Source organism: Amycolatopsis echigonensis, from assembly GCF_014174495.1.
Taxonomy (GTDB): Bacteria; Actinomycetota; Actinomycetes; order Mycobacteriales; family Pseudonocardiaceae; genus Amycolatopsis; species Amycolatopsis echigonensis.
In genome coordinates this window covers 30,369-56,237 of record NZ_JACJHR010000034.1, presented here as the reverse complement: position 1 = coordinate 56,237, position 25,869 = coordinate 30,369, and the positions used below count along the sequence as shown (strand labels likewise).

Below are 25,869 nucleotides of genomic sequence, written 5' to 3'. Positions count from 1 at the left end.
AAACCCGCGGGGAATCGCCGGTGCGCCGCCGCCGAGCAGATGCTCCATCCGCTGGAAATAGCGGGCCGGCGCGAACCCTTGCGAGCGGACAAGGTCCGGCACCCCGGCGATGTGCTCGGCTTTGTGGACATCGACCACGAGCTTCAGTGCCGGATGATGCACCGCGTGCAGGGTCTTCGCCGCGTCGATCCCCGCCTTCACCAGCGTCGTCCCGATCCCACGGCGGCGGTAGGCCGGATGGACCCCGCCGTCGAGCAAGACCCGATGGACTTCTTCCGCGAACGGCTTGTAGCGGATCTTCAGGTAGCCGACCATCTCGTCGCCGTCGAACACGGCGAGGCTGGCGCGTTCCAGATCGGCGTACGGGTCGATCAGCTCCTGCAGAGTGTCGTCCGCGGTGTAGTTCTCGCCGATCCGGTCGACCACCTCGATCGCGTTGAGCAGATCGGCCGAGGGCTGGGCGTCCGCCTTCGTGAGCGGCCGCCACGTGAGGTCATGCCTGCGCCGGACAGTAATCCGGCGTGCCCGGACTGTCGCCGGGTTTTCTAGAGCCGCCGCGACAACGGGATCCGCAGCGCCGCTTCGGTGCCCGGCACCCGGTTGCCCGCCTCGTCGGTCCGGACCTGGCGCAGCGAAAGCGATCCGCGCAGTTCCGATTCCACCAGCGTCCGCACGATCTGCAGCCCCAGCCCGTCGCTGCGCTCCAGAGAGAACCCGGACGGCAGGCCGCGGCCGTTGTCGCGGATCAGGATGTCCAGCCAGCGCGCCGACCGTTCCACGATCAGCTCGACCTTGCCCGGCCGGCCCTGCGGGAACGCGTGCTCGATCGCGTTCTGCACCAGTTCGGCGAGCACCATCACCAGCGGCGTCGCGATCTCGGCCACGACCACGCCGAACGACCCCTTGCGGGTCATGCCGACCTTCGATTCCGCGGTCGCGACCTCGCCGACCATCGGGAGCACGTTGTCGAGCAGTTTGTCCAGGTCCACGCGCTCGTCGACGGAGATCGACAGTGCCTCGTGCACCATCGCGATCGACGACACGCGCCGCACCGACTCGCCCAGCGCCAGCCGGGCCTCGTCGCTCGTCGTGCGGCGCGACTGCAACCGCAGCAGCGCGGCGACGGTCTGCAGGTTGTTCTTCACGCGGTGGTGGATCTCGCGGATCGTGGCGTCCTTCGACATCAGCGCGCGGTCGCGGCGCTTGACCTCGGTCACGTCGCGGACCAGCACCAACGCACCCGCCGGCTGTCCGGCCGGGCGCAGCGGCAGCGCACGGAACAGGACGACCGCGCCGCGTTTCGAGTCGGCCTCGGTGCGCGTGGACGGCTTGCCGTCGAGGGCCTCGAGGATCCGGTGCGACACCTCGGTGGCGTCGAACGGGTCGCGGATCAGCGACCGGGTGAGCGGGGCCAGCCGCTGCCCGACGAGGTCGGATTCGTGGCCCATCCGGTGGTAGGCGGACAGGCCGTTAGGGCTGGCGAACACGACGGTGCCGGCCTGGTCGAGCCGGACGAGGCCGTCGCCGACGCGCGGGCTGGTGTGCGTGTCGGTCTGGTTGCCGCCGGCGGGCGGGAAGGTGCCGTCCACGATCATCTGGCACAGGTCGCCCGCACTGCCGAGGTACGCGATCTCCAGCGGGCTCGGCACGCGCGGCGCGGCGAGGTTGGTCTCGCGGCTCAGCACGGCGATCACCTCGCCGCCGAAGCTCACCGGCACCGCTTCGCGGCGCATCGGCAGGTCGCGGTACCAATGCGGGTCTTCCTCGCGGCAGATCTTGACCTCGCGGATGGCCTTGGCCAGCTGCGGGTGCTCGTCCACGGTGAACCGGGTGCCGACGACGTCCTCGGGATGCGCGGTGGGCGCGGTGGTCGGCCGCGCGTGCGCGACGCACACGAAATCGCCGCCGTCGGGCTGGTGCTCCGCGGAAACCGGAACCCAGAGCAGGAAGTCGGCGAACGACAGGTCGGCCAGCAACTGCCACTCCGCGACGACGGTCTGCAGGTGGTCGGCCGCTTCGCCGGGGAGGCCGGTGTTCTCGGCGAGCAGGTCGGAAAGGGTCGACACGGCTACCGGCCGCCCTCGAATGCGGTGGGTTCGTTCATGCCTGCGCACCTCCTGAGTCCATCCAACCAGAGCGTAGGCGCGGGTGCCGCCGAGGAGCGCGGGGGCCGCATGACACACTGGAACGGTTGACCCGTTCCCGGCCGGTGTGTCGCACCCCGCCCCGGGACACTCAGCGGACACCCGAGGAGAGAACATGTCGAAGCGCGCCCGCAAGCGTCGCGACCGCAAGAAGAACGGCGCGAACCACGGCAAGAAGCCCAACGCCTGAGTCCGCGCCCGGACGTGACACGGCCCCCGCACCGGATCGGTACGGGGGCCGTTGTCGTGTGGTCAGTCGCGAGTGGTGCGCTGGTCCACGGTGATCTCGGTGCGCTCCACGGTGACGCCGCCCTGCGTGGCGACGGTCTGCCGGATGGACGCGCGCAGCCTGCTCTTCAGCTCCGCCGGGGCGAGGTCGCCGCCGCACTTGCGGGCCAGCAGGTGCTTGATCTGCTCGTCGATGCCGTATTCCTCGAGGCACGGCGGGCAGTCCTCGATGTGCCTGCGCAGTTCCGCGTCCCGCTCCGGACTGCATTCGCGGTCCAGCAGCAGGTAGATCTCGGCGAGGGCGTCCTCGCAGGGCATCTTCTCCGCGGGCGCGTCTTCCGAGCTCATCGCTTCGCCACCTCCTCGCGGGTCCCCCGGATGAAGCCGCGCTCGCGCGCGACGTCGGCCAGCAGGTCGCGCAGCTGGGCGCGGCCGCGGTGCAGCCTGGACATCACGGTGCCGATCGGAGTGTCCATGATCTCGGCGATCTCCTTGTACGCGAAGCCCTCGACGTCGGCGAGGTAGACCGCGAGCCGGAACTCCTCGGGCAGCTTCTGCAAAGCCGCCTTGACGTCGGTGTCCGGGAGATTGTCCATCGCCTCGACCTCGGCCGAGCGAAGGCCGGCGGAGGTGTGGCTTTCCGCGCGGGCGATCTGCCAGTCGCTGATCTCGTCCGTGGGCTGCTGCACCGGCTGCCGCTGACGCTTGCGGTAGCCGTTGATGTAGGTGTTGGTGAGGATGCGGTACATCCACGCCTTGAGGTTCGTGCCCGCCTTGAAGGACGCGAACGCCGCGTACGCCTTCAGGTAGGTTTCCTGGACCAGGTCCTCGGCGTCGGACGGGTTGCGGGTCATCCGCATCGCGGCCGCGTAGAGCTGGTCGAGCAGGGGCATCGCGTCGCGCTCGAAGCGCTCCGCGAGCTCCAGTTCGTCGGCCGCCGTCTCCGGCGCGGAGTTGGGGGTGCTCGGCAAACCGTTCCCTTCCCGTTCGGCGTCGATGCGCGTCTGCGCATACGGCAGCACCGAGTTTACGCGGGGGTTCGGGAAGCCGGTCCCGGGACGGCTCCTGCCGGGGCGGGGAGTGGCGAGCGTGGTGGTCACGCTGTCTACAACAGAGCGTGCCGACCGGGCATTCCCGGCGGGTTTCGTAGACTCGCCCGCATGGCGGGCAAGGGCACTCCGGCGACGGCGTTGCTGCAGAAGCAGAAGGTGGCGCACACCGTGCACACCTACGACCACGACCCCCGGGCGGAGTCGTTCGGCCTGGAAGCCGTGGAAGCGCTGGGCCTGGAGCCGGGACGGGTGTTCAAAACGCTGGTCGCGGACGTGGACGGGAAGCTCGTCGTCGGTGTGGTTCCGGTCACCGGCCAGCTGGACCTGAAAGCCCTCGCCGCGGCGGCCGGGGGCAAAAAAGCGAAGATGGCCGACCCGGCCGCTGCCCAGCGGGCAACCGGATACGTGCTCGGCGGGATCTCGCCGCTCGGCCACCGGAGCCGCCTGCCCGTCGTGCTGGACGGCTCGGCGCTGGATTATCCGACGATGTTCTGCTCCGGCGGCCGGCGCGGACTCGAGGTGGAACTGGACCCGGCCGAACTGGTCCGGCTGACCGGCGCGGTCGTGGCCGGGATCGCGGCGGGTTAAGCGGCCTCGGGTACTTCGAGGACGAAGAACAGGAAGCAGAGGAAGGCTTCCTTGTCTCCGAATTCCTCGGGGAACTTCTCGCGCGCGCCCTCTGCCGGGTACGGCTCGCTGATCACTGAGACACGGAACCCGGCCGTGGTGAACGCGTCGGTCATCGCGTGCAGCGGGCGATGCCAGTACGCGAGCACGCCCTTTTGTCCGTTGAAGGTGTACTCCTCGGACCAGCGTTCGACGGCGAAGTAGTTGCCCTCCGGGTGGGCCATTTTGTAAAGGATCGGGTGGTTCACGGCCAGGATCAGCCGTCCGCCGGGCCGGATGATCCGCCGCAGTTCGGCCAGCGGAGCGGTCCAGTCCTCCAGGTAGTGCAGCACGAGTGCCGAGATGACGTCGTCGAACACCTGGTCGGCGTAGGGCAGCGGCTGGCTGAGGTCGGCGACCCGGAGATCCGCGTCTTCGCCGAGTCTTTTCCGGGCCAGCCCGACCATGGTGGAGCTGAAGTCGAAGCCGCTCACGCGCGCGCCGCGGTCCCGCAGCGAGGCGAACAGCGGGCCGGCGCCGCAGCCCGCGTCGAGGATCCGTCTGCCCGCTACGTCTCCGGCGAGGTCCAGAATCGCGGGGCGGGTGTAGTAGGCGTTGATGAGACTGTGCTCGGTTTCGATCGCGTAGGCCTCGCCGAAAGTGTCGTAATCGTTGGCAGTCATGGAATCCACCCTGGCACGACCTCGGGTCAGGAGGCCGGTGCGCGCCAGTAGCGTTTCAGGACTTCCAGCTGAAGGGTGCACTCGACGGCGGTGACGTCGTCGCTGCCGGGGAAACCGCCGCTGACGAAATCGGCCAGGTCGTCTTCGCCGCGGAAGACGCCGTCGTAGACGAAGGTGGACGACGCCGCGGTGAGCGCGAGGAACCGCGTGGTCGGATGCGCGGCGATCGCGGCGCCGAGCCGGGCCGTCGCCGGCGGCGGACAGGAAATGCCGAGGACGGCCTCGATCCGGTACCCGAGCTTTCCCGGCTCGATCTCGACGCGAGGCCGCAGCAGCCCGGAACCGAACATCGCGGTCGCGACGCGCCGGGCCCGGGACTCGGAGATGTCGAGCACGCGAGCGACGTCCGAGTACGGCGTCCGCGCGTCATCGCGCAGGACCGCCGCGACTTCGCGCTCCAGCGGACCTAGCTCGGTGCCGGGTTCTTCCGCCGCTGCCCCCGCGTGCGAGGCGAGCGCTTCTTCCTGCTCGTTGGTCAACCTCCGCAGCCGCCACGCCGCGGAGCTGGTGAGCCTGCGCAAGGCCGACTCCGCGCGCACCGAACGGATGCCAGACACAGCGGGGATCTCGTCGAGCAACGCGCGGGCCGTCGCGGCGCGAGTCATCCCGTGGACCACGGCGTAAACCTCTCCACGCCCTGAAGCGAGCGCGACGTGCGTGGTGTCGTCGCGCCGCGCCAACGCCTTCGCGACTGCGCGCGCCCGGCCAGGCTCGGCACCGATCCACACATGCGCAGGCGGCCCCTCGGCGAGCAGCGACCAGTCGACCTCGCAGATGACGCGGAGCAGGCCGTCGTCCAGCATCCGGCTGTAGCGCCGCCCGATCGTGCGCGCCGAACTGTCCAGGACGCGGGCCAGCACGTCGAAGGGCGCGCGGGGCGCGTGCTGCAGCGCGGCCACCAGGTCGAGGTCGGTGTCGTCCAGTACGCCGTCGTCGGCCACCGAGCGTCCTCCTTCGGGTTCGTGCAGGCGCAGCCTACTCAAGCTGGATCCTGACTGAATCAGGCGTATTTCACATCTTGTTGCCGAAATACGGCGTCCCATGCCAGCTTGATGCATGAGACCCGCAGACCGATGGGGGTATCGAGCTTGACTCGGACGGAGAAAAGGTGACCGCATGACCGCCACGATCGCCTTGGGCTCAGTGACCGCGACCCGCGTCCTGGAGTACGAAGGAACCACCCGCCTGCCCGAAGCGATGTTCCCCGGCCTCGCCGAAGGAACGTGGCAGGCGCACGAATCCCGGTTGCCACCGGACTCCTGGGACCGCGAGTCCGGGCTGCTGCGCACCTGCGTGCAAACCTGGGTGCTGCGCAGCGGGGGCGCCACGATCCTGGTCGACACCGGGGCCGGCGACGGCAAGGACCGGCCCGGCACCCCGGCGTTTCACCAGCTGCGCACGGGGTTCCTCGACCGGCTGGCCGCGGCGGGCGTCGCGCCCGAGGAGGTCGACTTCGTCGTGAACACGCACCTGCACGCCGATCACGTCGGCTGGAACACGCGTCTCGACAACGGCGAGTGGCGCCCGACGTTCCCCAACGCGACCTACCTGCTGCCGCGCGCCGACTACGACTTCTGGGACCCGGCCGGCCCGCACCGGCCGAAACTGGCCCGCGCCAACGAAAACGTCTTCGCCGACAGCGTCGCCCCGGTCGTCCACAGTGGACAGGCCCGGTTGTGGGAGGACAGCTACGACATCGACGGCGACCTGCGGCTCGAACCGGCACCCGGCCACACTCCCGGGTCGTGCGTGCTGACCGTGCGTTCCTTCGCTGACCGGGCGCTGTTCGTCGGCGATCTGCTCCACCACCCGCTGCAAATCGCCGAACCCAGTCTCAGCAGCTGCTTCTGCGAAGACCCGGCACAGGCCGCGGCGACCCGGCACCGGCTGCTCGGCCGGGCCGCCGACGACCGCGCCCTGGTTTTCCCCGCACACGTCGGCGCAGCACCGGCCGCGGAAATCGTTCGCGACGGCTCGAAGTTCACCGTGACTCGATGGGGGTCCGACACATGACCGTGGTTTCCACCGCCTCCGGGCGAGTCCGGGGCACGGCGCGGAACGGGGTACACACCTTTCGCGCGATTCCTTACGCCGCACCGATGTCCGGTGCCGCGCGGTTCCAGGCACCGGCTCCGGCACCGAGCTGGGACGGCGTCCGCGACGCCACCCGGCCCGGCCCGACGGCACCGGCCGCGCGGCGCGATTTCGGCGGCATCGACCTGCGGCCGGTGCTGGGTTCGGGCTGGGTTCCCGGCGCGGACTACCTGTCGGTCACGGTCAGCACGCCCGACCCGGCGACCAGCGGGCTGCCGGTGCTGGTTTTCTTCCACGGCGGCGGGTTCACCGCGGGCACTGGGCAGGCCGAGCTCTACGACGGCGACACCTTCGCCCGCGACGGCGTCGTACTGGTCACCGTGCAGTACCGCCTCGGCGTCGCCGGATGGTTGCGGCTCCCGGACGCCCCGGCCAACCGCGGCCTGCTCGACGCGCTCGCGGCCCTGCGCTGGGTGGCCGGGAACATCGCGGCGTTCGGCGGCGACCCCGGCGACGTCACGGTGGCCGGACAGTCCGCCGGAGCCATGCTGGTCGACGCGCTGCTCGTCGCGCCCGGAGCCGCGGGCTTGTTCCGCCGGGCGATCAGCCAGAGCGGCAGCGGCGAGTGCGCTTTCCCCGTCGAGAAGGCCGACCTGATCACGCGGGCGACGGCCGACGCGCTCGGGGTGGCGCCCACCGCGGCCGCGCTGAGCGAACTGGACGACGAGCAGTTGGTCACCGCCCCGGCCGCGATGCCCGCAACGGCGATCGCCGGATTCCGCGATACATCACTGGGCAACAGCCCGTACAAGCCCGTCCTGGACGAGGAGACGCTGCCCGCCCAGCCCGCATCTGGCCCCACCGCCCCGGTCAGCCTCCTGATTGGCACCAACGCCGACGAGGCGAACCTCTACACCGCGAACCTCGACGAAGCCGGGCTCCATGCCGCGGCGGCCCGCCGATTCCCGGACCCCGCCGAGGCCATCGCCCGGGCCCGGGCGCACCGTCCCGGCGCGTCCCCAGCCGAACTGGCCGCGCACGTGATGACCGAGGCCTACACCGTGAGCAACCGGCTCCTCGCCGACGCGCACAGCCGGGCCGGGAATCCCATCCACGTCTACGAGTTCGCCTGGCCGCCGCCCGGCCCGGACCACCCGCTGGGGGCGTGCCACTGCGTCGAGCTGCCGTTCGTGTTCGACCACGCCGCTCTGCCGAACCTCTACGGCCAGTCGGGCCTGCTCGGCCGGGAACGACCGGATCCCGAGCTGGCCGCCCGCACCCACGCGGCCTGGGTCGCTTACGTCACGAACGGCGACCCGGGCTGGCCCGCTTACCGCCCGGACGCGCCCGCGATCATGCGCATCGCGCAAGACTGGTCCTTGAACACCTGATCCCGCACCGCCCACGCCCAGACTATCCGGCTCGATCGGCCGGAGCCGGCCCTCACCCCGAGTTGCCCACAGGCCAGCCAAGTTGTGGATAACTCCACAAAACCAGTCCTGAGCAGCAGAAACGCATCCTCGAACTATCCACAGCCAGCACCGTCACAGATGCGGCCGGACAACCCGTCCCAACCACTCGGCGGCGGCCCGCGCCACCGCGTCCAGATCACTGGACAACGTGTGGTCCCCCGCCACCACGACGATCTCGTGGTGCGGAGCAGCCGAAGGCCGCCCGAACGGATCCCGCTCTCCCTGGATGACCAGCGCGGGCACCTCGACCGCGTCCAGCTCCCCCTGCCGCGACTTTTCCGGCTTCCCCGGCGGATGTTCCGGGAAAGCCAAGCACAGCACCGCGACCGCCTGCCCGGCCGACGCCGTCCGGCAGGCCACCCTGGCGCCGGAAGAACGACCGCCGAACACCAGCGGAAGGTCGTCGAACCGAGCGGAAATCTCGTCCGCCACCGTCAGCCACGCCGTGTCCAGCTGCTTGGCCGGAGCCGGAGCCCGACGGCCGGCCACCCGGTACGGCTGTTCCACCAGCGCCACATGCATCCCAGCCGCCTTCGCCGCCTGCGCTACCGCCACGAGATCCTTCGCCCCGATGCCGCCGCCCGCGCCGTGGCCGAGCATGAGCACCGCGTCGCCGTCGGGCGCGCAATGCAGCTCGACTCGCGCGGGCCCGTGTTCGGTGTCGATCTCGAGCGTGGTCATGGCAGGTCGAACAGCGAGTCGACGGGCTGCCCGGTGTCCACCCGCCGCACCAGCTCGGGACCGTTGTTGCGGACGTTGTTCACCAGGCTCGACACCGGCCGCAGCTCCAGCGATTCGACGACCGAGGGCGGCGTCGGCACCATCAGTTCGTCCACTTCGGACCGGTCCGGGTCGAGCCAGCCCGCCCAGTTGTCGCGCGGCACGATCAGCGGCATCCGGTGGTGGACGTCGGTGAGCTGGCCCGCGGCGTCCGTCGTCAGGATCGAGAAGGTGATCAGCGGTTCGGCGTCGGCGTCGTCCTTCGGCCGCCAGGTTTCCCAGATTCCGCCGAACGCGAGCGATTTCCCGGAGGGATCCGTCATGTAGAACGGCTCCTTCTCCTTGCCCGTGCGCCGCCACTCGAACCAGCCGTCGGCGGGAACCAGGCAGCGCCGCGACGCCAGCGCGCGCTTGAACGCGGGCTTTTCCTTCGCGGTCTCCGCGCGGGTGTTGATCATCCGCGAACCCGCCGAGGGATCCTTGGCCCAGAACGGAACCAGGCCCCACCGCATGATCCGCAGAGAGCGTTCCGCCGGTTCGTCTTCGAGGACGAGCCCGTCGGCGTCGCGGGGATGCCGCTGCACCACGGTCACGACGTTCTTGGTCGGCGCGACGTTGTGGTCCGCCCGCGCCCGGCCCTCGGTCAGGTCGACCGCGGCGAACTCCTCGACCAGCTTCGCCGGGTCTTTCGTCGCGGCGTAACGGCCGCACATGCCAACCTCCTCGGGGTGCCTCGCGGCCATCGTCGCACGCAAACCAGGCCCGGCGCGACTGGCATGGGATCATTCGACCAGGCATGGAGCGACCGGGAGGACGTGGGCGGCTTGGGGCGAGGCGACTGGAGGCGGCTGGACGAATCCGACGTGCGGGTGCGTCCCGGCAAGGGCACCAGGCCACGCAGCAAGCGCAGGCCCGAGCACGCCGACGCGGTCACCGCGATGGTGATCGGCAAGGACCGCGGACGCTGGACGTGCGCGGTCGACTCCGACCCGGACCGCGTCGTGATGGCCATGCGGGCCCGCGAAATGGGCCGCGTGTCGGTGGTCGTCGGGGACATGGTCGGGCTGGTCGGCGACGTCTCCGGACGGCCGGACACGCTCGCCCGGATCGTCCGCGTCGACGACCGCACCAGCGTGCTGCGCCGCACCGCCGACGACACCGACCCGTACGAACGCGTGGTGGTCGCCAACGCCGCGCAGCTGCTGATCGTCACCTCGCTCGCCGATCCCCCGCCCCGGCCCGGCTTCATCGACCGCTGCCTCGTCGCGTGCTACGCGGGCGGCCTGGAACCCGTGCTGTGCCTGACGAAATCCGACCTCGCCAGCCCGGATTCGCTGCTCGCCGGCTACGCGGGCCTGGACGTCCCGGCCATCGTCACCCGGCACGACGAGGAACCCACGGGCCTGCGCGAACGCCTCGCCGGCCGGATCACCGCGCTCGTCGGGCATTCCGGAGTCGGCAAGTCGACATTGGTCAACCGCCTGGTGCCCGCCGCCGAACTCGCTACCGGCGACGTCAGCTCGGTCGGCAAGGGGCGGCACACCTCGGTGGCCGCGGTCGCGCTGCCGCTCGCGGGCGGGGGCTGGGTGGTCGACACCCCCGGCGTCCGGTCGTTCGGGCTCGCGCACGTAACCGCGGACGACATCGTGAACGCCTTCGAGGAGTTCGCCAAGGCCGCCGAGGAATGCCCGCCGAACTGCGGCCACCTCGGACCGCCCGAGGACCCGGACTGCGCGCTGGACGACGTGGTCGCCGACGGGAACGCCGGACCGGAGCGGCTGGCGTCGCTGCGCAGGCTGCTGGTGTCGCGAGCGGGCGGCGGCGGGGAAATTCGCGCCGAATCGTGACCTGGAAACGGTAACTTCGCGCGGCCGTCACCGATACGCAGGCGAGTGCCCCGGGCGGGGACGAACCGGAGCAAAATTCCTCCGTCCGGAGGGAACCTCTTCCCGCCGGACGGCGTCTCAGAAGCAACCTCGCGGAGTCACCCCGCCAGTGGCCCGCGCGCCGGACCGCAAGGACGCGGCCTTCCAGGCCGGCCGGCGACAACGCAGGGCAAAGACCGATTCCTTCCTAGGGGGAGAACCATGCGCAAGACCACGACGTTCGCTGTCGCCGCGGGTGCGGCGCTGGCGCTGGTGCTGACGGGCTGCGGCTCGAGCGCCGAGAACGGCACCGCGGTGCCGGCCGGGCAGCAGGCGAAGGACGGCGGGTCCGGCCTGGCGTCGCCGTTCAGCGACGCGCTCAAGCTGGCCGACGCGGCCAAGCAGGGCACGGAGAAGGCCAAGTCGGCGAAGATGTCGATGGACATGTCCATGGGCGGCCAGTCCATGCAGGCCGAGGGTTCGATGCGCTTCGACGGCGAGAACTCCGCCATGACGATGACCATGAACACGCCGCAGGGCACCACCGAGATGCGCTACGTCGACAAGACCCTCTACATGAAGGTCCCGGCCGCGCAGGCCACCCAGTTCGGCACCGACAAGCCGTGGCTGAAGATCTCGCCCGACGCCACCGACCCGATGTCGCAGTCGTTCAGCAAGGCCATGGCGCAGTCGACCCAGCAGAGCGACCCGACGCAGATCCTCGACCAGGTCTCCAAGACCGGCCAGATCACCGGGGCCGACCAGGTCGAGCTGAACGGCGAGAAGGTCAACCACTACAAGGTCGAGCTGGACGTCAGCAAGTCCATCGAGACCTACGCGAAGGGCCAGCCCGCCGAGGTCCAGGAGCAGATGAAGAAGATGCTCGCGGGCAAGAACATCAAGATCCCGGCCGAGATCTGGATCGACAAGGACCAGCTTCCGCTGCAGGTCACGATGGACCAGTCGGAGATGATGAAGTCGCTCGGCGCCTCGACCGGCTCGGGCGCCACGGGCGGCAAGATCACCGTCAAGTACACCGACTGGGGCAAGCCGGTCGACGTGGCCGCGCCGCCCGCCGACCAGGTCACCGACTTCGGCGAGGTCATGAAGAAGATGGGGCACTGATCCCCGGAGCTTTTCGCGGGCCCCGAGCCACTCCGGCTCGGGGCCCGTTTTTCGCGCGCTACTGCCGGTAGCACGCGTTCCCCCGAACGGGTCGGCCTCGCCCGCTGTGCTTGGCTGGAGGCACTTACGGCCGGTCAGAGAGGGTTTTCGGATGCACAGGACGGCCGTGGCAGGTGTCGCCGCGCTGCTGGCGATCGCCTCGGCGGGGTGTTCCAGCACGCCGGAACCACAGCGTTTCACCGACGCCCGCGCGCTCGCCGACGCCGCCTCGGCCGCGACCCTGGCCGGGCACACCGCGAAGTTCACCGCGGACGTCACCACCGGCACCGTGGTGTCCCACGGACAGGGCCAAGCGAAATTCGACCCGTCCGGAACGTCGCTGTCGATGACGACGGACTACGTCGGCGAACCGCTCGAACTGCGGCTTGTCGACAAAACGCTGTACGCGAAGGTCCCGGAAAGCGCGCGAGACCAGGTCAGCGACCACAAGGCGTGGGTGAAGGTGTCGCCGGACGGCACCGATCCGCTTTCACAGGTGCTGGGCGGCAGCCTGGCGCAACTGGCCGAGCAGAACGACCCGACGCGCACCCTGGCCCAGGTCCGCACGGCGGGGACGGTGGCCTCCAGCGAGCAGACCACCCTCGACGGAGCTTCGGCCGCGCACTACCACCTGACCGTCGACCTGGGGAAACTCGGTTCCGAACTGCCCGGCGGCCTTCCCGCCGAAGCACTGGCCCGGCTCGGCGACCGCGGCAAGACGGTCCCGTTCGACCTCTGGCTGGACCCGCAGCACCGGCCGATGCAACTCGTCCTCGACCTCACGCCGATCATGCAGGCCACCGGCCAGACCGGCGTCGCCACGGTCAAGGCGCACTACACGGACTGGAACACCCCGGTCACGGTCGACGCCCCCGCCCCAGCCGACATCGGCACCCTCACCGGCGGCTGATTCCGCCAGCCGCGGGATCGGCGTCGCCGGCCACCACGGCGGATCCCGCTAGACGCGCCTCAGCCGCGCCCATCGGGCCGCCGTAAGTCCCTGGTGCTGAATCGAAGTCCGTGAAGGAGCCCTTCCCGGACCGGCTAAAGCAGTTCGAGCAGGAAGGGCAACTCCTGCAACGCGTACCAGGCCAGCTCGTGGTCCTCGGCGTCGCCGAGGGCGAACTCGGCGTCCTCGTCGCCCAAATCCGCGGCGTCGATCACCGCCGCCGCGGCCGCCACCGCGTCTTCCGCTTCGGCCGAGTCCACGTGGATCGCCGCGATCTGGGACTTCGGCACCGGACCGGCGAGCCGCACGACGGCCGCGTCCAAGTCCGGCCGCAGCGTCGCGTCTTCGACGTCCACCGACACCACGGCTCGCCGCGGCTCGGCCTTTTCCTCGGCCGCGATCAGGCGCAGCGAAGCCCGGGCCGCGTCCAGCAATGCCGCGTATTCCAGTTCCTCGTCGGAACCGCTCGCGTACGCCTCGCGCAGAGCGGGCGTCAGCGCGAAACCGGTGCCGCTGCGAGCGCGGAACTCGCCGTTGGCCTCCAGGTCTCTCAGCATCGCGATCGTCGCAGGCAGATAAACCCTCACCAGTGCGCACCCTTCAGCTCTTCAAGCGCTTCTTCGATCATCCCGCCGAGCAGCCCGACGTCGAACGCGGCCTTGCGGTCGCCGTTGAGTCCGAAGTAGACCCCGCCGTGGTAGGAGGTGACCCCGATCGCCAGCGCCTGCGTGCGCATCAGCGGCATCACCGGGAACATCTCCACCAGTCTCGCCTCTCCGGCGTACACGGGCACCTGCGGCCCCGGCGAATTCGTGATCATCAGGTTGAAAATCCGTCCGGACAGCGATCCGCCGGCCCGCGCGCCGAGCGAATGCAGCGTCGCCGGTGCGAACCCGCTCACCTTCAGCAACCCGCGCGCGGCCACCGATCTTCCCGAGTTCAGGTGCTCGGCCATCGCGTGGCCGATGTGCTGCAGCCGCAGCACCGCGCTCGGCTCGCCGACCGGCAGGTCGATCAGGTACGCCGCGACCTCGTTGCCGACCAGCGCGGGCGTGGCGAACTCGGCGGTTTCGGCGTCGGTGACCGCCATCGGCACGAGCGCCCGCACGGTCTCGGTCGGCGTGAGGTTCTCCCCGCGCGACAGCAGCCATTCCCGCAGCGCACCGGTGATCGCGGCGAGGATCACGTCGTTGACCGTGCCGCCGTGGTCCGCGCGGATCTTGCGGAAATCCTCCAGCCGCGTGCGCACGACCGAGAACACGCGGCCGCCGGACACCCGGACGTTCAGCGGCCCGGGCGGAGCGGGCCGGGTGATCGTCGCCGCGACGCCACTGAGCGTCTCGACGGCCTTGCTCACCGTGGTCGCCGCGTCGCCGGCGACCGCGCGCACGTTTTCGATCAGCTCGCCGGGCCGTTGCACGGTCTCGCTCATCGCGTCGAGGACCAGCTGCGTGCGGCTCGGCTCGCGCCGCGGCACCCACCTGTCCTCGAACGGCTCGGGCGGTTCAGGGGTCTCGTCGAGGATCAGCTGGCCGAGGTCGATCGTGCCGACACCGTCCACAACGGACTGGTGCGTTTTCGTCACCATCGCGACCCGGTCGCCGGCCATCCCCTCGACGAAATACGCCTCCCAGAGCGGGCGTTCCGGCGCGAGCCGCCGCGACATCAGCCGCGCGACCAGGTCGAACAGCTGGTCGTCGCTGCCCGGCTGGGGCAGCGCGGAGCGGCGGACGTGGTAGTTCAGGTCGAAGTCGACGTCGTCCACCCACACCGGGCGCGCGAGGTGCCCCGGCACGGCGAGCACGCGCTGGCGGTAGCGGGGCAGGAACGCCAGCCGCGCGGCGACGAGGTCGAGCACCTGCTCGTAGGTGAATCCAGACGACGGCCGTTCGAAGATCGCCACGCCCCCGACGTGCATGGGCGTCGTCTGGTCCTCGACGTACAGGAACGAGGCGTCCAGCGCGGACAGGCGGTCGGGCATGAGCCGATCCTTACACAATGCGAGACTGGCCGGTGTGGGTGATGAGCTGGCGGGTTCGCCGAAAGACCGCTTCCTGACCGTCTACGGGCGCAAGCCCGTGCTGGAGGCGCTGGGCGATCCGGACCTGCGCGTGGACAAGGTGATCCTCGCCGACACCGCCCGCGGCCCCGCCGCCGCGGAGATCCAGCGCGCCGCTAAAGCCGCCGGGGTTCCGGTGCAGCGGGCGAGCGCGCATCGGGTGAAAGTGCTGGCCGGCAACGGAAAACAGGACCAGGGCGTACTGGCCGACGTCGTCGCGCCCCGGATGCGCGCCCTCGCCGCCGCCCTCGACGACCGCCGCCCGCCCGCCCGGCTGCTGCTCCTCGACGGCATCACCACCCCGGCCAACGTGGGCATGATCCTGCGCACCGCGACGGCCGCCGGGCTCGCTGGCGTGATCGTGCCGCGCCGGGGTGTCGCCGCACTGGACCCGATGGTGGTGAAGTCCTCCGCGGGTGTCGCCTTTCGCGCACCGATGCTGCGCTGCGGATCGGCCCGCGAGGCGGCGGAAATGCTGGTGGAGGCCGGGTACAGCCTGTTCGCGCTGGGTGCCTCGGCACCGACGTCGCTGTTCGACGTGGAGCTGCCGCAGCGGTCGGCGTTCGTGCTGGGCGGCGAAACCGAAGGCGTCGGCGAGGCGGTCGCTGAACTGGTGACGGAGTGGGTGTCGATCCCGATGCCCGGCGACGTCGAATCGCTGAACGTCTCCGCCGCGGCCGCGGTGCTGTCCTTCGAACTCGTGCGGCGCGGGGTCAGCTGAACAACGCCGCCAGTTCGTCGAGAGTTTCGGCGATGGTGCGGTGGTGCACGCCGACCATGCCCGCGGCGACGGCCCCGCGCACATTCCGCTCGGCGTCGTCCACGAACACACAGCGGGGCGCGGCCAGCCCGATCCGCTCGGCCGCGACGAGATAGATCTCGCGGTTCGGCTTGGCCACCCCGACCTCACCGGAGAAGACGAGCGCGTCAAAGTATCGCGCTAGCTCGGTTTTCATCTCTGGTGCGGCTCCTGGCGCGTTCGAGACCAGCGCGGTGCGCATGCCGTTCGCCCGGGCGTCGCGCAGGTACTCGTAGAGCAGCGCGGCGTCCTGGTCGGTGAGCACTCCGGCGTAGTCGACGAGCAAGCCTTTCAGCACTTCGCCAGCCTATCCGCTCTCGGTCGCGCAAGGTCTCCGCCGCGGCATCACCAGCGCGCTCACCGCCACCGCGACGAGGCCCCATTAGCGCATCCGAGAGATCCCGTGTGCGCCGTTCTGCCCTTTTCGCCGGATCAGGCACACAACGTCCCATCCTCCGGCCGCCGGGCGCACTAACCCGCGGGTGGACGTCCATGTTTCGGGGAGGGAACTCAATGACGAACCACAGCCTCCGGCCGCTGTCCGCTGTCCCGGAGGTCAAGGGCCGACGTACGCATCGCCGCACCGCGTGGCCGTCGCCGTACGACCTGCCGCCCGCTGGGCATCGGCTGCTGCGGCTCACAGACCCGCCCACAGGACGGCGGCTCACCCAGCGGCTCAACGCCATCCTCGAAGTCCTCGCGGGTCGGCGCGCGGCCGGGCAGATTCGCCCGCTCGTGGACGAGGCGTTGTTTTCCCGGCTCAGCAGTCAGGGACTGATGCCGGGCATCCGCCACCACGTCGCCGGGGATCTGCGGGTGTGCCGTCCGACCGAGACCGCGCTGGAAACCAGCACGATCATCCATTCCGGACCCCGCGTGCTGGCATTGGCGGCCCGGTTCGAGCGCACGCGGACGGGCTGGGTGTGCACGCGGTTTCACGTGCTCGCACCGCGCACCGAGGGGGTGCAGGCCGGACGGCCTTCGGTCGCCTAGCTGGGTTCAGGACAGCTGTCCTAACTCCTGGGACAGCCGTTCGGTGCGTTAACCGGCATTGAAGCCGATCAGCCGAGCGGGGCACCGCCGCCCGCGCAGGTCCACTGTGGACCCCAGACGACAGAACGGCAGCACGAGAAGTTCTCGTGCTGCCGTTCTCAGCCGTGCCGTCCACAGAGGACAGCATCAGGGACGCGTCAGCGACGCGGCCCCTTCTTGCCCTTCTTCGCCTGCGCCCGCTCAGCGGCCCGCCGCTCGCGACGGGTGCCGCCCGCGGCTCCGGCGTCCGAGTCGCTGGCACTGTCCGAATGGGACTCGACACCGCCGCCCTCGGACGGGCCGGACATGGTCAGTCCGGATTGGACACCGCCGCCGAGTCCCTTGCCGCGCAAGGCGGACGGGACCGAATCGGAGTCGGTGGCCGGGGGCTGCGGCGGGGCCGGGCGGGCGTGCTTGCCCTCGTTCTCGCTCTTGGCGCCGAAAGCCCCGGCCGCCGCCGCGGTGGCGGACGTGACGCCGCCCGGAAGCGCCGACGGTTCCGGCTGCTGCACGGTTTCCGGCTCGGCGCGCTCGACCTGCAGGTTGAACAGGAAGCCGACGGCCTCCTCCTTGAGCGAGTCGAGCATCGCGCGGAACATGTCGAAGCCCTCGCGCTGGTACTCGATCAGCGGGTCGCGCTGCGCGAGCGCCCGCATGCCGATGCCCTCCTTGAGATAGTCCATCTCGTAGAGGTGCTCGCGCCACTTGCGGTCCAGCACGGTGAGCATGACCTGGCGCTCGAGGCGGCGCATCGAGCCTTCCTCGCCGACCAGTTCGTCGATCTCGGCCTCGCGCTTGGCGTACGCCGCGAGCGCGTCGTCGACCAGCGCCTGGCTCAGGCTTTCCGCGTCGAGGTCGCCGTCTTCGATCAGGTCGTTCCAGTCGAGGCTCACCGGGTACAGCGTCTTCAGCGCGGTCCACAGCTGCTCGTGGTCCCAGTCCTCGGCGTAGCCCTGGGACGTGGCGCCCGCGACGTACGCCTTCACCACGTCGACGATCATGTGCTCGATCTGCTCGCGCAGGTCCTCGCCCTCGAGCACGCGGTGCCGCTCGGCGTAGATCACCTTGCGCTGCTCGTTCATGACCTCGTCGTACTTGAGGACGTTCTTGCGGGTCTCCATGTTGAGCTGCTCGACCTGGGTCTGCGCGCTCTTGATCGCCTTGGAGACCATCTTGTGCTCGATCGGCACGTCGTCCGGCAGCCGCATGGTCGTCATGATGCGTTCGACCAGCACCGCGTTGAACCGCCGCATCAGGTCGTCGCCCAGCGACAGGTAGAACCGCGATTCGCCGGGGTCGCCCTGTCGTCCGGAACGACCGCGCAGCTGGTTGTCGATGCGCCGCGACTCGTGCCGCTCGGTGCCGAGCACGTAGAGCCCGCCCGCCTCGCGGACCTCGTCGGCTTCGACGCGCGCCTCTTCCTTGATCTCCTCGAGCACCTTCGGCCACGCGGCCTCGTACTCCTCGGAGTTCTCGACCGGGTCGAGGCCGCGCTCGCGCAGCACCTCGTCGGCGATGATGTCCGGGTTGCCGCCGAGCACGATGTCGGTACCGCGGCCCGCCATGTTCGTGGCGACGGTGACCGCGCCCTTCCGGCCGGCGCGCGCGACGATCAGCGCTTCCTTGTCGTGGTACTTCGCGTTCAGCACCTCGTGCGGCACGCCCAGCTTGAGCAGCAGCTTCGACAGGTGCTCGGACTTCTCCACGCTCGTGGTGCCGACCAGCACCGGCTGGCCCTTTTCGTGCCGCTCGGCGATGTCCTCGGCGACCGCCTCGAACTTGGCCTGCTCGTTCTTGTAGATCAGGTCGGCGCGGTCGGCGCGGATCATCGGCCGGTTCGTCGGGATCGGCACCACGCCGAGCTTGTAGGTCTGGTGGAACTCGGCCGCCTCGGTCTCGGCGGTACCGGTCATGCCGGCCAGCTTCTTGTAGAGCCGGAAGTAGTTCTGCAGCGTGATCGTGGCGAGCGTCTGGTTCTCCGCCTTGATCTCGACGCCTTCCTTGGCCTCGATCGCCTGGTGCATGCCCTCGTTGTAACGGCGGCCGACGAGGATGCGCCCGGTGAACTCGTCGACGATCATGACCTCGCCGTCGCGGACGATGTAGTCCTTGTCCTTGTGGTAGAGCTCCTTGACCTTCAGCGCGTTGTTCAAGTAGCCGACCAGCGGGGTGTTCGCCGCCTCGTAGAGGTTCTCGATGCCGAGCTGGTCCTCGACGAACCGGACGCCCTTCTCGGTGACCGCGACGGTGCGCTTGCGGACGTCGACCTCGTAGTGGTACTTCGAGTTGATCAGGTTGGCCTTCTCGACCCGCTCGCGCGTGCCCATGGTGGTGGTGTCGATGCCCTGCATCAGCGGCGCGAGCCGGGCGAACTCGACGTACCACCGCGACGACTGGTCCGCGGGGCCGGAGATGATCAGCGGGGTGCGCGCCTCGTCGATGAGGATCGAGTCGACCTCGTCGACGATCGCGAAGTTGTGCCCGCGCTGCACGCATTCGTCGAGCGACCAGGTCATGTTGTCGCGCAGGTAGTCGAAGCCGAACTCGTTGTTCGTGCCGTAGGTGACGTCGGCGTTGTAGTGCTTGCGGCGCTCCTGCGGGTCCTGCTCCGCGACGATGACGCCGACCTCGAGGCCGAGGAAGCGGTGGATGCGGCCCATCCACTCCGCGTCGCGCTTGGCGAGGTAGTCGTTCGTGGTGACGACGTGCACGCCGTCCCCGGGGATGGCGTTCAGATAGGCCGCGAGGACACAGGTCAGCGTCTTGCCCTCGCCGGTCTTCATCTCGGCGACCTGGCCGAGGTGCAGCGCGGCCCCGCCCATGAGCTGGACGTCGTACGGCCGCTGGCCGAGCACCCGGTGCGCGGCTTCCCTCGCGACGGCGAACGCCTCCGGCAGGAGCTCGTCCAGGGATTCGCCCTTGCCGTACCGCTCGCGGAACTCGTCGGTCTTGGCCCGCAGTTCGGCGTCCGACAGGTCCTTCACGTCGTCTTCGAGGGTGTTGATGTGATCGGCGATGTTGCGCAGCCGCTTCACCATCTTGCCCTCGCCCGCGCGGAGCAGGCGGTTCAGCACCATCCGGTCGACCTCACTAGCTGATCATGATCGCGCCCAGGCCGTTCCCGGGCAGTAAATCGCCACGGCTGGCGCCCGTGTGCGCCGCCGCCGTCTCCCCCATCGTAGGGAACGCGGACTGGTCCGCGCACGCACGTCGTCGCAGAAGGTCACGGGAGGTTTCCACAGGTCCCGACGAAGGTCGTGCCGCGAGTCGCGCTCCGGGCACGGCGGCGGCCCACACGCGAACGCGTGCGGGCCGCCGGTGGAGTCGTTCCGGAGGGGTCAGCCCAGCCGGATCACGCCGTAGTCGAAGCCCTTTCGCCGGTAGACGACACTCGGCCGGCCGGCCTCGGAGTCGTTGAACAAGTAGAAGTCGTGGCCGACCAGCTCCATCTCGTAGAGAGCCTGGTCCACCGTCATGGGATCGGCGTCGTGTTGCTTCTCGCGGACGACGCGGCCGGGCTGATGGCCCAGGTCCTCGTCTTCCCAGCGCCCCTGCCGGGGAATGTCGCCCGCACTCGTCGCCGCGAAACCGTTCGCCATGGATTCGGTCGCGTCGGGTGCGTCCAGGACGGCCGTGCCCATGGCGGGCCCGGCGACGGCATCGGATCCGCCTGCCATCGACGTCGCCTCGGCGACGGACTCGGGACGGCTGCGTCCGTAATGCACACGCCTGCGGTCGTGTGTCCGCCGGAGCCGGTTTTCCAGCTTGGTGACGGCGGAGTCGAGCGCTGCGTAGAAGTCGGCTGCGCTCGCTTCGGCGCGAACAGCCGGACCGCGGCCCTTCCCGGTGATCTCGACGCGCTGGCAGCTCTTGGCCTGCCTGCGGTTGGGCTCGTGGAAGAGCTCCACGTCGTAGCGGATGACCTTCTTGTCGTAGCGCTCAAGGCGGGCCAGCTTTTCGCTGACAAGCGCCCGGTAATGCTCGGGCACCTCCACGTTGCGGCCCTTAACGACGATGTCCATACACGACCTCCCTCGCTGAGGAAACTGCGAGCTGTTGTGTGTTCTCACGGCACCGGTGCCGCAGCGGCTGCTGCACGGATTCGGCGGGCTGAAAAGAATTCGGCGACCGGATCACGACGTCTCGTGGCGGAAGCTCGAACGCGAACTCAGCGGGCCGCCGGCGCCAGGGACATGGGCTGCACACCTCCCTGCCTGCGGGTTTTGCTGATAGCGGAGCACGTTAGCTTCATCACGCCGTCCGCAACAGCCCCCGAGCCGGGGGATGTCACGATCCGGGAACTCGTCACGGCGCGCAGTGAATCATGCGTGCGCAGCCCGGAACCGCCGCTCGGAAGGCCGAGCGCGCGCGCCCAAGTTTCACGCGGACGGCTCAACCCAGCGGCACCTCGGACGCCGAGGGTGACCGGCCCGCCCGGCACAGCCGCCACCTCGGTGGACTGCCCCGACGCTGGGGTGATTCCGGCCTCGACCCTCATGTCCGGACAACGGGCGACGACGGCGGGAGGTTCCCTCTTGACATCACTCGTGTAGGTGACACCTGGCGGTAGTGGGCGGTGGAGCGTGATTGCCTCCCTGGCAAGAATGCGGGCGGAATTCTTCGGGCGGACGGTTCGGGGAATCGTTCCGTTTTCGGCTCAGGGCGCGGCGGAGGACCGGTTTCCGCGCCGCCGGATTTGGGTTTCCGGCGGCCGCCGGGTCTTGGCACGGCGGCGGATTCGCGGCGGGCGGACCGGACCAGGGCGGGTTCAGGTTTCGGACGTGGGGACAGGCTCCCTTCAGACTGTCGCCAGCAAGGCGAGTACCGCCACCACCGGCACACCCGCGTTTTTCAACGCCGTGACGCATGCGGCGGACGTGGCGCCTGTGGTGATCACGTCGTCCACCACCACGACCCGGGCGTCCGGCGGCGGACGACCGGCCGCGGCGAACCGCAGGCGGCCTTCCAGATTGGCCACGCGTTCCGCCCGGCTCAGGCCGACCGCGTCCCGTCCGCCCTTCACCACCAGGGCAGGCGCGACATACGCCCCCGTCAGCCGAGCTGCTTCCGAAGCGATCCGCTGGACGTGCGGGCCTCCGCGCACCCGCGAAGCGGTCCGTCGGCTCGGTGCCGGGACGAGGCACCACGGACTGGCGCGAGGACCGCCGGAAGGCAACGCCGTCAGCCCAGCCGCCAGCACGCGGCCCAAAAACGGGACTACGTCGCGACGTCGACGTTCCTTGCAGGCGATCAAGGTTCGCTGGGCGACCCCCGCGTAACGCGCCAAGGCATAGGCCGGAGCCAACCCGGCCAGCGGCGCGCGGAATACCGCAGTGGGGGACCCCCACGTCGTGGAGCATGCGGCGCACACGGGCGCGCCGCGGGTGTCACAGCCCGCGCAGTAGGTCGGCAGGAGCAGGTTCACCAGCAGTCTCAGGAACATGACTCCGAGTGTGCACCCGACCACCGACAGTTTCGGGCCGCGCGAACCCCGGAGTCCAGGAATCATCCCGGATAGAACGGATCCGCGTTCTGCATCGAGTGCGCCTGCGGCCGCCAGACTTCGCCCAGTTCGGTCGCCGTCCACAGCCCACCGGCGTCCGCGACCACGATCGGCCGGCTCGGAGCCGCCGCGACCGCACGCACCGGCGCGGTGAGGTTCGAGCTGTTGTAAGCGTCCATCCGCCTGCCGTCCACCGACAGCCGCTGAACCGGCTGTGAGGGCGAAGACGTCGCGGCGACGAGAGTGTCCGGCGTCGAACCCCAGTCCACATCCGAGACGTCCGAAAGGACGCCCGGCTGCAGCACCCGAGGCTCGCGCAAGGTGACCGTGTCTCCGCTGCGCACCACCGACGCCACGACCAGCTGGCCGTTCACCGTCGCGGCCACGCGAGCGCCGTCCCGGGAAAGCCGCAGGACGCCGATCGGCCCCAACGCCAGCAGGTCGTTCGCGTTGACGCTCTGGCGCAGCCAATGGCCGTTCGGGTCGAGCACCATCCGCGCGATGATCGAATGGTCGACGACCGTCCACACCTCGTTCGACGGCCCGGCTCCGGTCTGGGCCGGACGCCAGGTCGGACGGCTCAGCGAACCGCCGCCGAGGTCGACCGTCGGGAGGTCGCGGCCGAGATCGCCGATGCGCAGCCGCACGCGGTCGCCGTCCTGCTCGACCACCGCGAGGCGTTTGCCGTCGATCGACTGGGCCGCGCTCACCACCGCGTACGCGCCGTTGCCTGCCGCACCCGCGATCGGAGCGCCGTCGCCGAGCGAACGGATGCGCCCGCCGATCGTCATCAGTCCCTGCAGGTCCGAACTCGGCGACGAAGCGGCGTTGTACGCGGGCACGTCGCTGCTGCGCCAGTACTCGTGGCCCTGCACGAGCGGCGCGCCGTCGGCGAGCAGCCGGATCCGGGTGGACGTGACGGTCTGCATCGACAGCACGATCTGCGCGGCGATCAACGACCGCGTCTCGGGGCTGGCCCCGGCGAGCCCGGTCAGCTGCACGGTCAACGAGCCGTCGTCGTTGTTCTTGACGTTGTTTTCGAGCGACACCCCGTCGCCGAACAGGTTCTTCACCGCGCCGGTCAGCCCGGCGGACGGGCCCTGCAGGATCAGGTCCATCACGCGGCCCGGCATGCCCGACTGCGGTTTCGCCGGAACGTAGCGCAGGTCCGGCACGAAGGAGCCGGAGTCGGCCGAGTAGAAGCTCACCGAGACCGGGTTGTAGTTGCCGTCGAACTCGTCGTCGGTCACCAGCAGCACCGGCGGGGGCGGGCTGGAGATCCGCCATTGGCCGTCGGCCTGCTTGCGCACCTGGAAGGTCTGCTCGGCCGGGCCGCTGCCGGGGATGAACGCGGAGTCCGCGCTCAGGGTGCCGAGCACCGAACCGCGCACCGAAACCGTGCGGACGTTCGGGTCCGGCGCCGTCGACGACGGCGTGGGCGTCGCGGTGGGGCCCGTGCTGGCGGCGGTGTCGTAGACCGTGCTGAAGGTCTTGTCGATGATCGTGAACGAGCGGTTCGGCCGCCACGCGCCGCGCTGTTTGTCGTCGAGGAACGCCCGCGAGGCCGCGTTGCCCGACCGCGGATCGGCGTTGGCCTTGATGAACAGCCGCACGATGTCGAGGGGGTCGGCGTTGGCCGGCGGCTCCGGAGCGTCGTTGGCCTGCTGCGGGGCCTTTTCGGCGGACACCACGACCGGCAGCGATTCCTGCGGAACGTTCGCGCAGCTCACGAGCACCAGAGCGCAGGCGAGAAAGAGAAGCGCTCGCCTCACTGGCCGACCTCCTCCCGGTCCGGCCCCGGATCGGCGAGGATCGCCTCCGGCGCGGGATGCAGTTCGGCGACCGACGACGGCGAGAGCGTGATCTCCGAAACGGCGTCCGGCGGCGGCAGCACCAGCGGGCTGTCGGCGATCGGCACGCCCTGCCGGCGCGGCACCACGAGCCGGAAGCACGCGCCGTGTCCCGGTTCGCCCCACGCGTCGAGAACGCCGCCGTGCAGCCGCGCGTCCTCCTGGCTGATCGCGAGGCCGAGCCCGGTGCCGCCGGTGCGCCGGTTGCGCGACGGGTCGGCGCGCCAGAACCGGTTGAACACCAGTTCGGCCTCCCCCGCCCGCAGGCCGACGCCGTAGTCCCGGACGGTGATCGCGACCGCGGACTCGTTCACCGCCACCGTCAGCACCACCGGTTTGCCCTCGCTGTGGTCGACGGCGTTGGCCAGCAGGTTGCGCAGGATCCGTTCGATGCGCCGCGCGTCCACCTCGGCGGAGGCGTCCTCGTCCGGCAGCACCAGTTCGACCGCGCTGCCGGCGGTTCCGGCGAGCACCCGCACCTGCTCGACCGCACGCGTCGCGATCGGCCGCACGTCGATGTATTCGGCGGACAGCTCCTCGACGCCCGCGTCGAGCCGGCTGATCTCCAGCAGGTCGCCGAGCAGCGCCTCGAACCGGTCCAGCTCGTCGACCAGCAGTTCGGTCGAGCGGGCGAGGCCGGGCGGGAACTGTTCGCGGGACGCGTGCAGCACGTCGGCGGCCATCCGCACGGTGGTCAGCGGGGTGCGCAGCTCGTGCGACACGTCGGAGGTGAACCGGCGCTGCAGGCCGCCGAATTCCTCGAGCTGGCGGATCTGGTTCTGAATGCTGGCCGCCATGCTGTTGTAGGACACCGCGAGTTTGGCGAGGTCGTCCTCGCCCACGACGGCGAGCCGCTGGTCGAGGTCGCCGCCGGCGAACTGTTCGGCCGCCGCGACGGCTTGCCGGACCGGCCGCACCACCTGCCGGACCACCAGGTTCGTGATGCCGGCGAGCAGCAGCAACAACACGATGCCGGCGACGAACAAGGTGTTCTGCACGGTCGAGACGGTGGTCTGCTCGCTGGTGAGCGGGAAGAGCAAGTACAGCTGCAGCGGGCTGGCCGCGGTCGCGAGCGGAGTGCCGACGATCAGGTACGTGGTCCGTACGCCGTTCTCGTCGACTGTGTGCTCGAGCCGCGCGAGGTGGTCGGCCTCGACGAACTGGCGCAGCCGCTCCGGCACCGAGTTGAACGGCCCGACGTACACCGGGTCGGTGTCCGACTGACCGCGTCCGACGCTGGCCAGCACCGGTTCGAAGGTGCCCGCGGTGGAACCCGCGCGCGACGAGGAAGTGGTGGAGATCTTCTTGAGCGCGTTCTGCAACCGCGTGTGCAGCGCGTCCGCGGACTCGCCGCCGACGCCGACCAGTTCGCGCGCGGCGGTGTCGGCGAGCGCCTGGGTCTGCTCGACCGCGGCGCGGCGTTTGGTGTCCAGCAGCCGTTCGGTGATCTGGTTCTGCAGGACCATGCCCAGCACGAACACCACGGCCGAGGACAACGCGAGCGTCGAGATCGTGACGCGGAACTGCAGCGAGTGCTTCCACAACTCGTTGAACGCCACCGCGCGGCGGCGTGCGAAAACCACGCCCCGGGCCGAAAGCCGAGCCGCGGCGCGGGCGGCGGCGCGAAGCCGCCCCGCGAAACCGGTCAT

The 25,869-nt window shown here is 70.1% G+C and carries 23 protein-coding genes and 2 pseudogenes; 9 read left to right on the top strand and 16 right to left on the bottom strand.

Annotated features, from left to right (window positions below; all coding sequences use genetic code 11):
- Nucleotides 1–216: 216 nt before the first annotated feature.
- Nucleotides 217–315, bottom strand: a pseudogene (locus H5411_RS47740) (GNAT family N-acetyltransferase); the annotation flags it as partial.
- A gap of 230 nt (nucleotides 316–545) precedes the next feature.
- Nucleotides 546–2,066: a sensor histidine kinase gene (locus tag H5411_RS23575; RefSeq protein WP_183124998.1), complete on the bottom strand. Its 1,521-nt coding sequence runs from the start codon at nucleotides 2,064–2,066 to the stop codon at nucleotides 546–548.
- Between the two features lie 193 nt (nucleotides 2,067–2,259).
- Between H5411_RS23575 and H5411_RS49360 the strand changes: the two genes are divergently transcribed.
- Nucleotides 2,260–2,334, top strand: a complete 75-nt coding sequence (locus tag H5411_RS49360; RefSeq protein WP_098515123.1) for a 50S ribosomal protein bL37 — start codon at nucleotides 2,260–2,262, stop codon at nucleotides 2,332–2,334.
- A gap of 62 nt (nucleotides 2,335–2,396) precedes the next feature.
- On the opposite strand, the gene rsrA is transcribed toward H5411_RS49360, so the two are convergent.
- Together rsrA and H5411_RS23565 are read right to left on the bottom strand one after the other, a co-directional pair.
- Nucleotides 2,397–2,720: a mycothiol system anti-sigma-R factor gene (gene rsrA, locus H5411_RS23570; protein ID WP_101437845.1), complete on the bottom strand. Its 324-nt coding sequence runs from the start codon at nucleotides 2,718–2,720 to the stop codon at nucleotides 2,397–2,399.
- Nucleotides 2,717–3,343 (bottom strand): sigma-70 family RNA polymerase sigma factor, encoded by a 627-nt coding sequence (locus H5411_RS23565; RefSeq protein WP_183125018.1) that lies wholly within the window; start codon nucleotides 3,341–3,343, stop codon nucleotides 2,717–2,719. Before H5411_RS23565 ends, rsrA begins: the two co-directional genes overlap by 4 nt.
- 189 nt (nucleotides 3,344–3,532) lie before the next feature.
- Between H5411_RS23565 and ybaK the strand changes: the two genes are divergently transcribed.
- Nucleotides 3,533–4,012 carry a Cys-tRNA(Pro) deacylase gene (ybaK, locus tag H5411_RS23560; protein ID WP_009082959.1) on the top strand — a complete coding sequence of 160 codons (480 nt, stop codon included), beginning with the start codon at nucleotides 3,533–3,535 and terminating at the stop codon, nucleotides 4,010–4,012.
- Here ybaK and H5411_RS23555 read toward each other — a convergent pair.
- The gene (locus H5411_RS23555) at nucleotides 4,009–4,713 is read right to left on the bottom strand and encodes a class I SAM-dependent methyltransferase (RefSeq protein ID WP_183124997.1); all 705 of its coding nucleotides are present in this window, start codon (nucleotides 4,711–4,713) and stop codon (nucleotides 4,009–4,011) included. The genes ybaK and H5411_RS23555 overlap by 4 nt on opposite strands.
- A gap of 26 nt (nucleotides 4,714–4,739) precedes the next feature.
- Nucleotides 4,740–5,756, bottom strand: a complete 1,017-nt coding sequence (locus H5411_RS23550) for an Lrp/AsnC family transcriptional regulator (protein WP_246369145.1) — start codon at nucleotides 5,754–5,756, stop codon at nucleotides 4,740–4,742.
- A gap of 133 nt (nucleotides 5,757–5,889) precedes the next feature.
- On the opposite strand from H5411_RS23550, the gene H5411_RS23545 reads away from it, so the two are divergent.
- Both H5411_RS23545 and H5411_RS23540 read left to right on the top strand, forming a co-directional pair.
- A complete protein-coding gene (locus tag H5411_RS23545; RefSeq protein ID WP_183124996.1) occupies nucleotides 5,890–6,786 on the top strand; it encodes an MBL fold metallo-hydrolase in 897 nt (298 codons plus the stop codon).
- Nucleotides 6,768–8,198 carry a carboxylesterase/lipase family protein gene (locus H5411_RS23540; RefSeq protein WP_183124995.1) on the top strand — a complete coding sequence of 477 codons (1,431 nt, stop codon included), beginning with the start codon at nucleotides 6,768–6,770 and terminating at the stop codon, nucleotides 8,196–8,198. The genes H5411_RS23545 and H5411_RS23540 overlap by 19 nt, the downstream gene beginning before the upstream one ends.
- A 153-nt stretch (nucleotides 8,199–8,351) precedes the next feature.
- On the opposite strand, the gene H5411_RS23535 is transcribed toward H5411_RS23540, so the two are convergent.
- Both H5411_RS23535 and H5411_RS23530 read right to left on the bottom strand, forming a co-directional pair.
- Complete coding sequence (locus H5411_RS23535) at nucleotides 8,352–8,960, bottom strand: alpha/beta hydrolase family protein (RefSeq protein ID WP_183124994.1); 609 nt, start codon at nucleotides 8,958–8,960, stop codon at nucleotides 8,352–8,354.
- On the bottom strand, nucleotides 8,957–9,712 hold the full coding sequence (locus tag H5411_RS23530) for an SOS response-associated peptidase (RefSeq protein ID WP_101437839.1): 756 nt from the start codon (nucleotides 9,710–9,712) through the stop codon (nucleotides 8,957–8,959). Before H5411_RS23530 ends, H5411_RS23535 begins: the two co-directional genes overlap by 4 nt.
- A gap of 111 nt (nucleotides 9,713–9,823) precedes the next feature.
- Between H5411_RS23530 and rsgA the strand changes: the two genes are divergently transcribed.
- The 3 genes from rsgA to H5411_RS23515 all read left to right on the top strand — a co-directional run bounded on the left by rsgA (nucleotide 9,824) and on the right by H5411_RS23515 (nucleotide 12,938).
- Nucleotides 9,824–10,846, top strand: a complete 1,023-nt coding sequence (rsgA, locus tag H5411_RS23525) for a ribosome small subunit-dependent GTPase A (protein ID WP_183125017.1) — start codon at nucleotides 9,824–9,826, stop codon at nucleotides 10,844–10,846.
- A gap of 240 nt (nucleotides 10,847–11,086) precedes the next feature.
- Nucleotides 11,087–11,989, top strand: a complete 903-nt coding sequence (locus tag H5411_RS23520) for an SCO4651 family lipoprotein (RefSeq protein WP_101437838.1) — start codon at nucleotides 11,087–11,089, stop codon at nucleotides 11,987–11,989.
- Nucleotides 11,990–12,140: 151 nt separating this feature from the next.
- Nucleotides 12,141–12,938, top strand: a complete 798-nt coding sequence (locus H5411_RS23515) for an SCO4651 family lipoprotein (RefSeq protein WP_101437837.1) — start codon at nucleotides 12,141–12,143, stop codon at nucleotides 12,936–12,938.
- A 134-nt stretch (nucleotides 12,939–13,072) separates the two neighbouring features.
- On the opposite strand, the gene H5411_RS23510 is transcribed toward H5411_RS23515, so the two are convergent.
- Complete coding sequence (locus tag H5411_RS23510; RefSeq protein ID WP_101437836.1) at nucleotides 13,073–13,564, bottom strand: DUF6912 family protein; 492 nt, start codon at nucleotides 13,562–13,564, stop codon at nucleotides 13,073–13,075.
- Nucleotides 13,561–14,958: a WS/DGAT/MGAT family O-acyltransferase gene (locus H5411_RS23505; RefSeq protein WP_101437835.1), complete on the bottom strand. Its 1,398-nt coding sequence runs from the start codon at nucleotides 14,956–14,958 to the stop codon at nucleotides 13,561–13,563. The genes H5411_RS23510 and H5411_RS23505 overlap by 4 nt, the downstream gene beginning before the upstream one ends.
- Nucleotides 14,959–14,992: 34 nt before the next feature.
- Between H5411_RS23505 and H5411_RS23500 the strand changes: the two genes are divergently transcribed.
- Nucleotides 14,993–15,757 carry a TrmH family RNA methyltransferase gene (locus tag H5411_RS23500; RefSeq protein ID WP_101437834.1) on the top strand — a complete coding sequence of 255 codons (765 nt, stop codon included), beginning with the start codon at nucleotides 14,993–14,995 and terminating at the stop codon, nucleotides 15,755–15,757.
- Here the strand turns inward: H5411_RS23500 and H5411_RS23495 are convergent.
- Complete coding sequence (locus H5411_RS23495) at nucleotides 15,750–16,133, bottom strand: HAD-IA family hydrolase (protein ID WP_101437833.1); 384 nt, start codon at nucleotides 16,131–16,133, stop codon at nucleotides 15,750–15,752. The genes H5411_RS23500 and H5411_RS23495 overlap by 8 nt on opposite strands.
- Nucleotides 16,134–16,348: 215 nt before the next feature.
- On the opposite strand from H5411_RS23495, the gene H5411_RS23490 reads away from it, so the two are divergent.
- Nucleotides 16,349–16,828 carry an Rv3235 family protein gene (locus H5411_RS23490; RefSeq protein WP_208637427.1) on the top strand — a complete coding sequence of 160 codons (480 nt, stop codon included), beginning with the start codon at nucleotides 16,349–16,351 and terminating at the stop codon, nucleotides 16,826–16,828.
- Between the two features lie 560 nt (nucleotides 16,829–17,388).
- On the opposite strand, the pseudogene secA reads toward H5411_RS23490, so the two are convergent.
- From secA to mtrB, 5 genes and pseudogenes are all read right to left on the bottom strand, one after another.
- Nucleotides 17,389–19,944: pseudogene (gene secA, locus H5411_RS23485) on the bottom strand (preprotein translocase subunit SecA); the annotation flags it as partial.
- Between the two features lie 261 nt (nucleotides 19,945–20,205).
- Complete coding sequence (hpf, locus tag H5411_RS23480; RefSeq protein WP_101437830.1) at nucleotides 20,206–20,889, bottom strand: ribosome hibernation-promoting factor, HPF/YfiA family; 684 nt, start codon at nucleotides 20,887–20,889, stop codon at nucleotides 20,206–20,208.
- Between the two features lie 776 nt (nucleotides 20,890–21,665).
- Nucleotides 21,666–22,310 carry a ComF family protein gene (locus tag H5411_RS23475; RefSeq protein WP_183124993.1) on the bottom strand — a complete coding sequence of 215 codons (645 nt, stop codon included), beginning with the start codon at nucleotides 22,308–22,310 and terminating at the stop codon, nucleotides 21,666–21,668.
- 62 nt (nucleotides 22,311–22,372) lie between these two features.
- Entirely contained in the window at nucleotides 22,373–24,142 is a 1,770-nt protein-coding gene (locus H5411_RS23470) for an LpqB family beta-propeller domain-containing protein (protein WP_183124992.1), read from the bottom strand.
- Nucleotides 24,139–25,869, bottom strand: coding sequence for an MtrAB system histidine kinase MtrB (mtrB, locus tag H5411_RS23465; RefSeq protein WP_183124991.1), 1,731 nt, complete (start codon nucleotides 25,867–25,869; stop codon nucleotides 24,139–24,141). The genes H5411_RS23470 and mtrB overlap by 4 nt, the downstream gene beginning before the upstream one ends.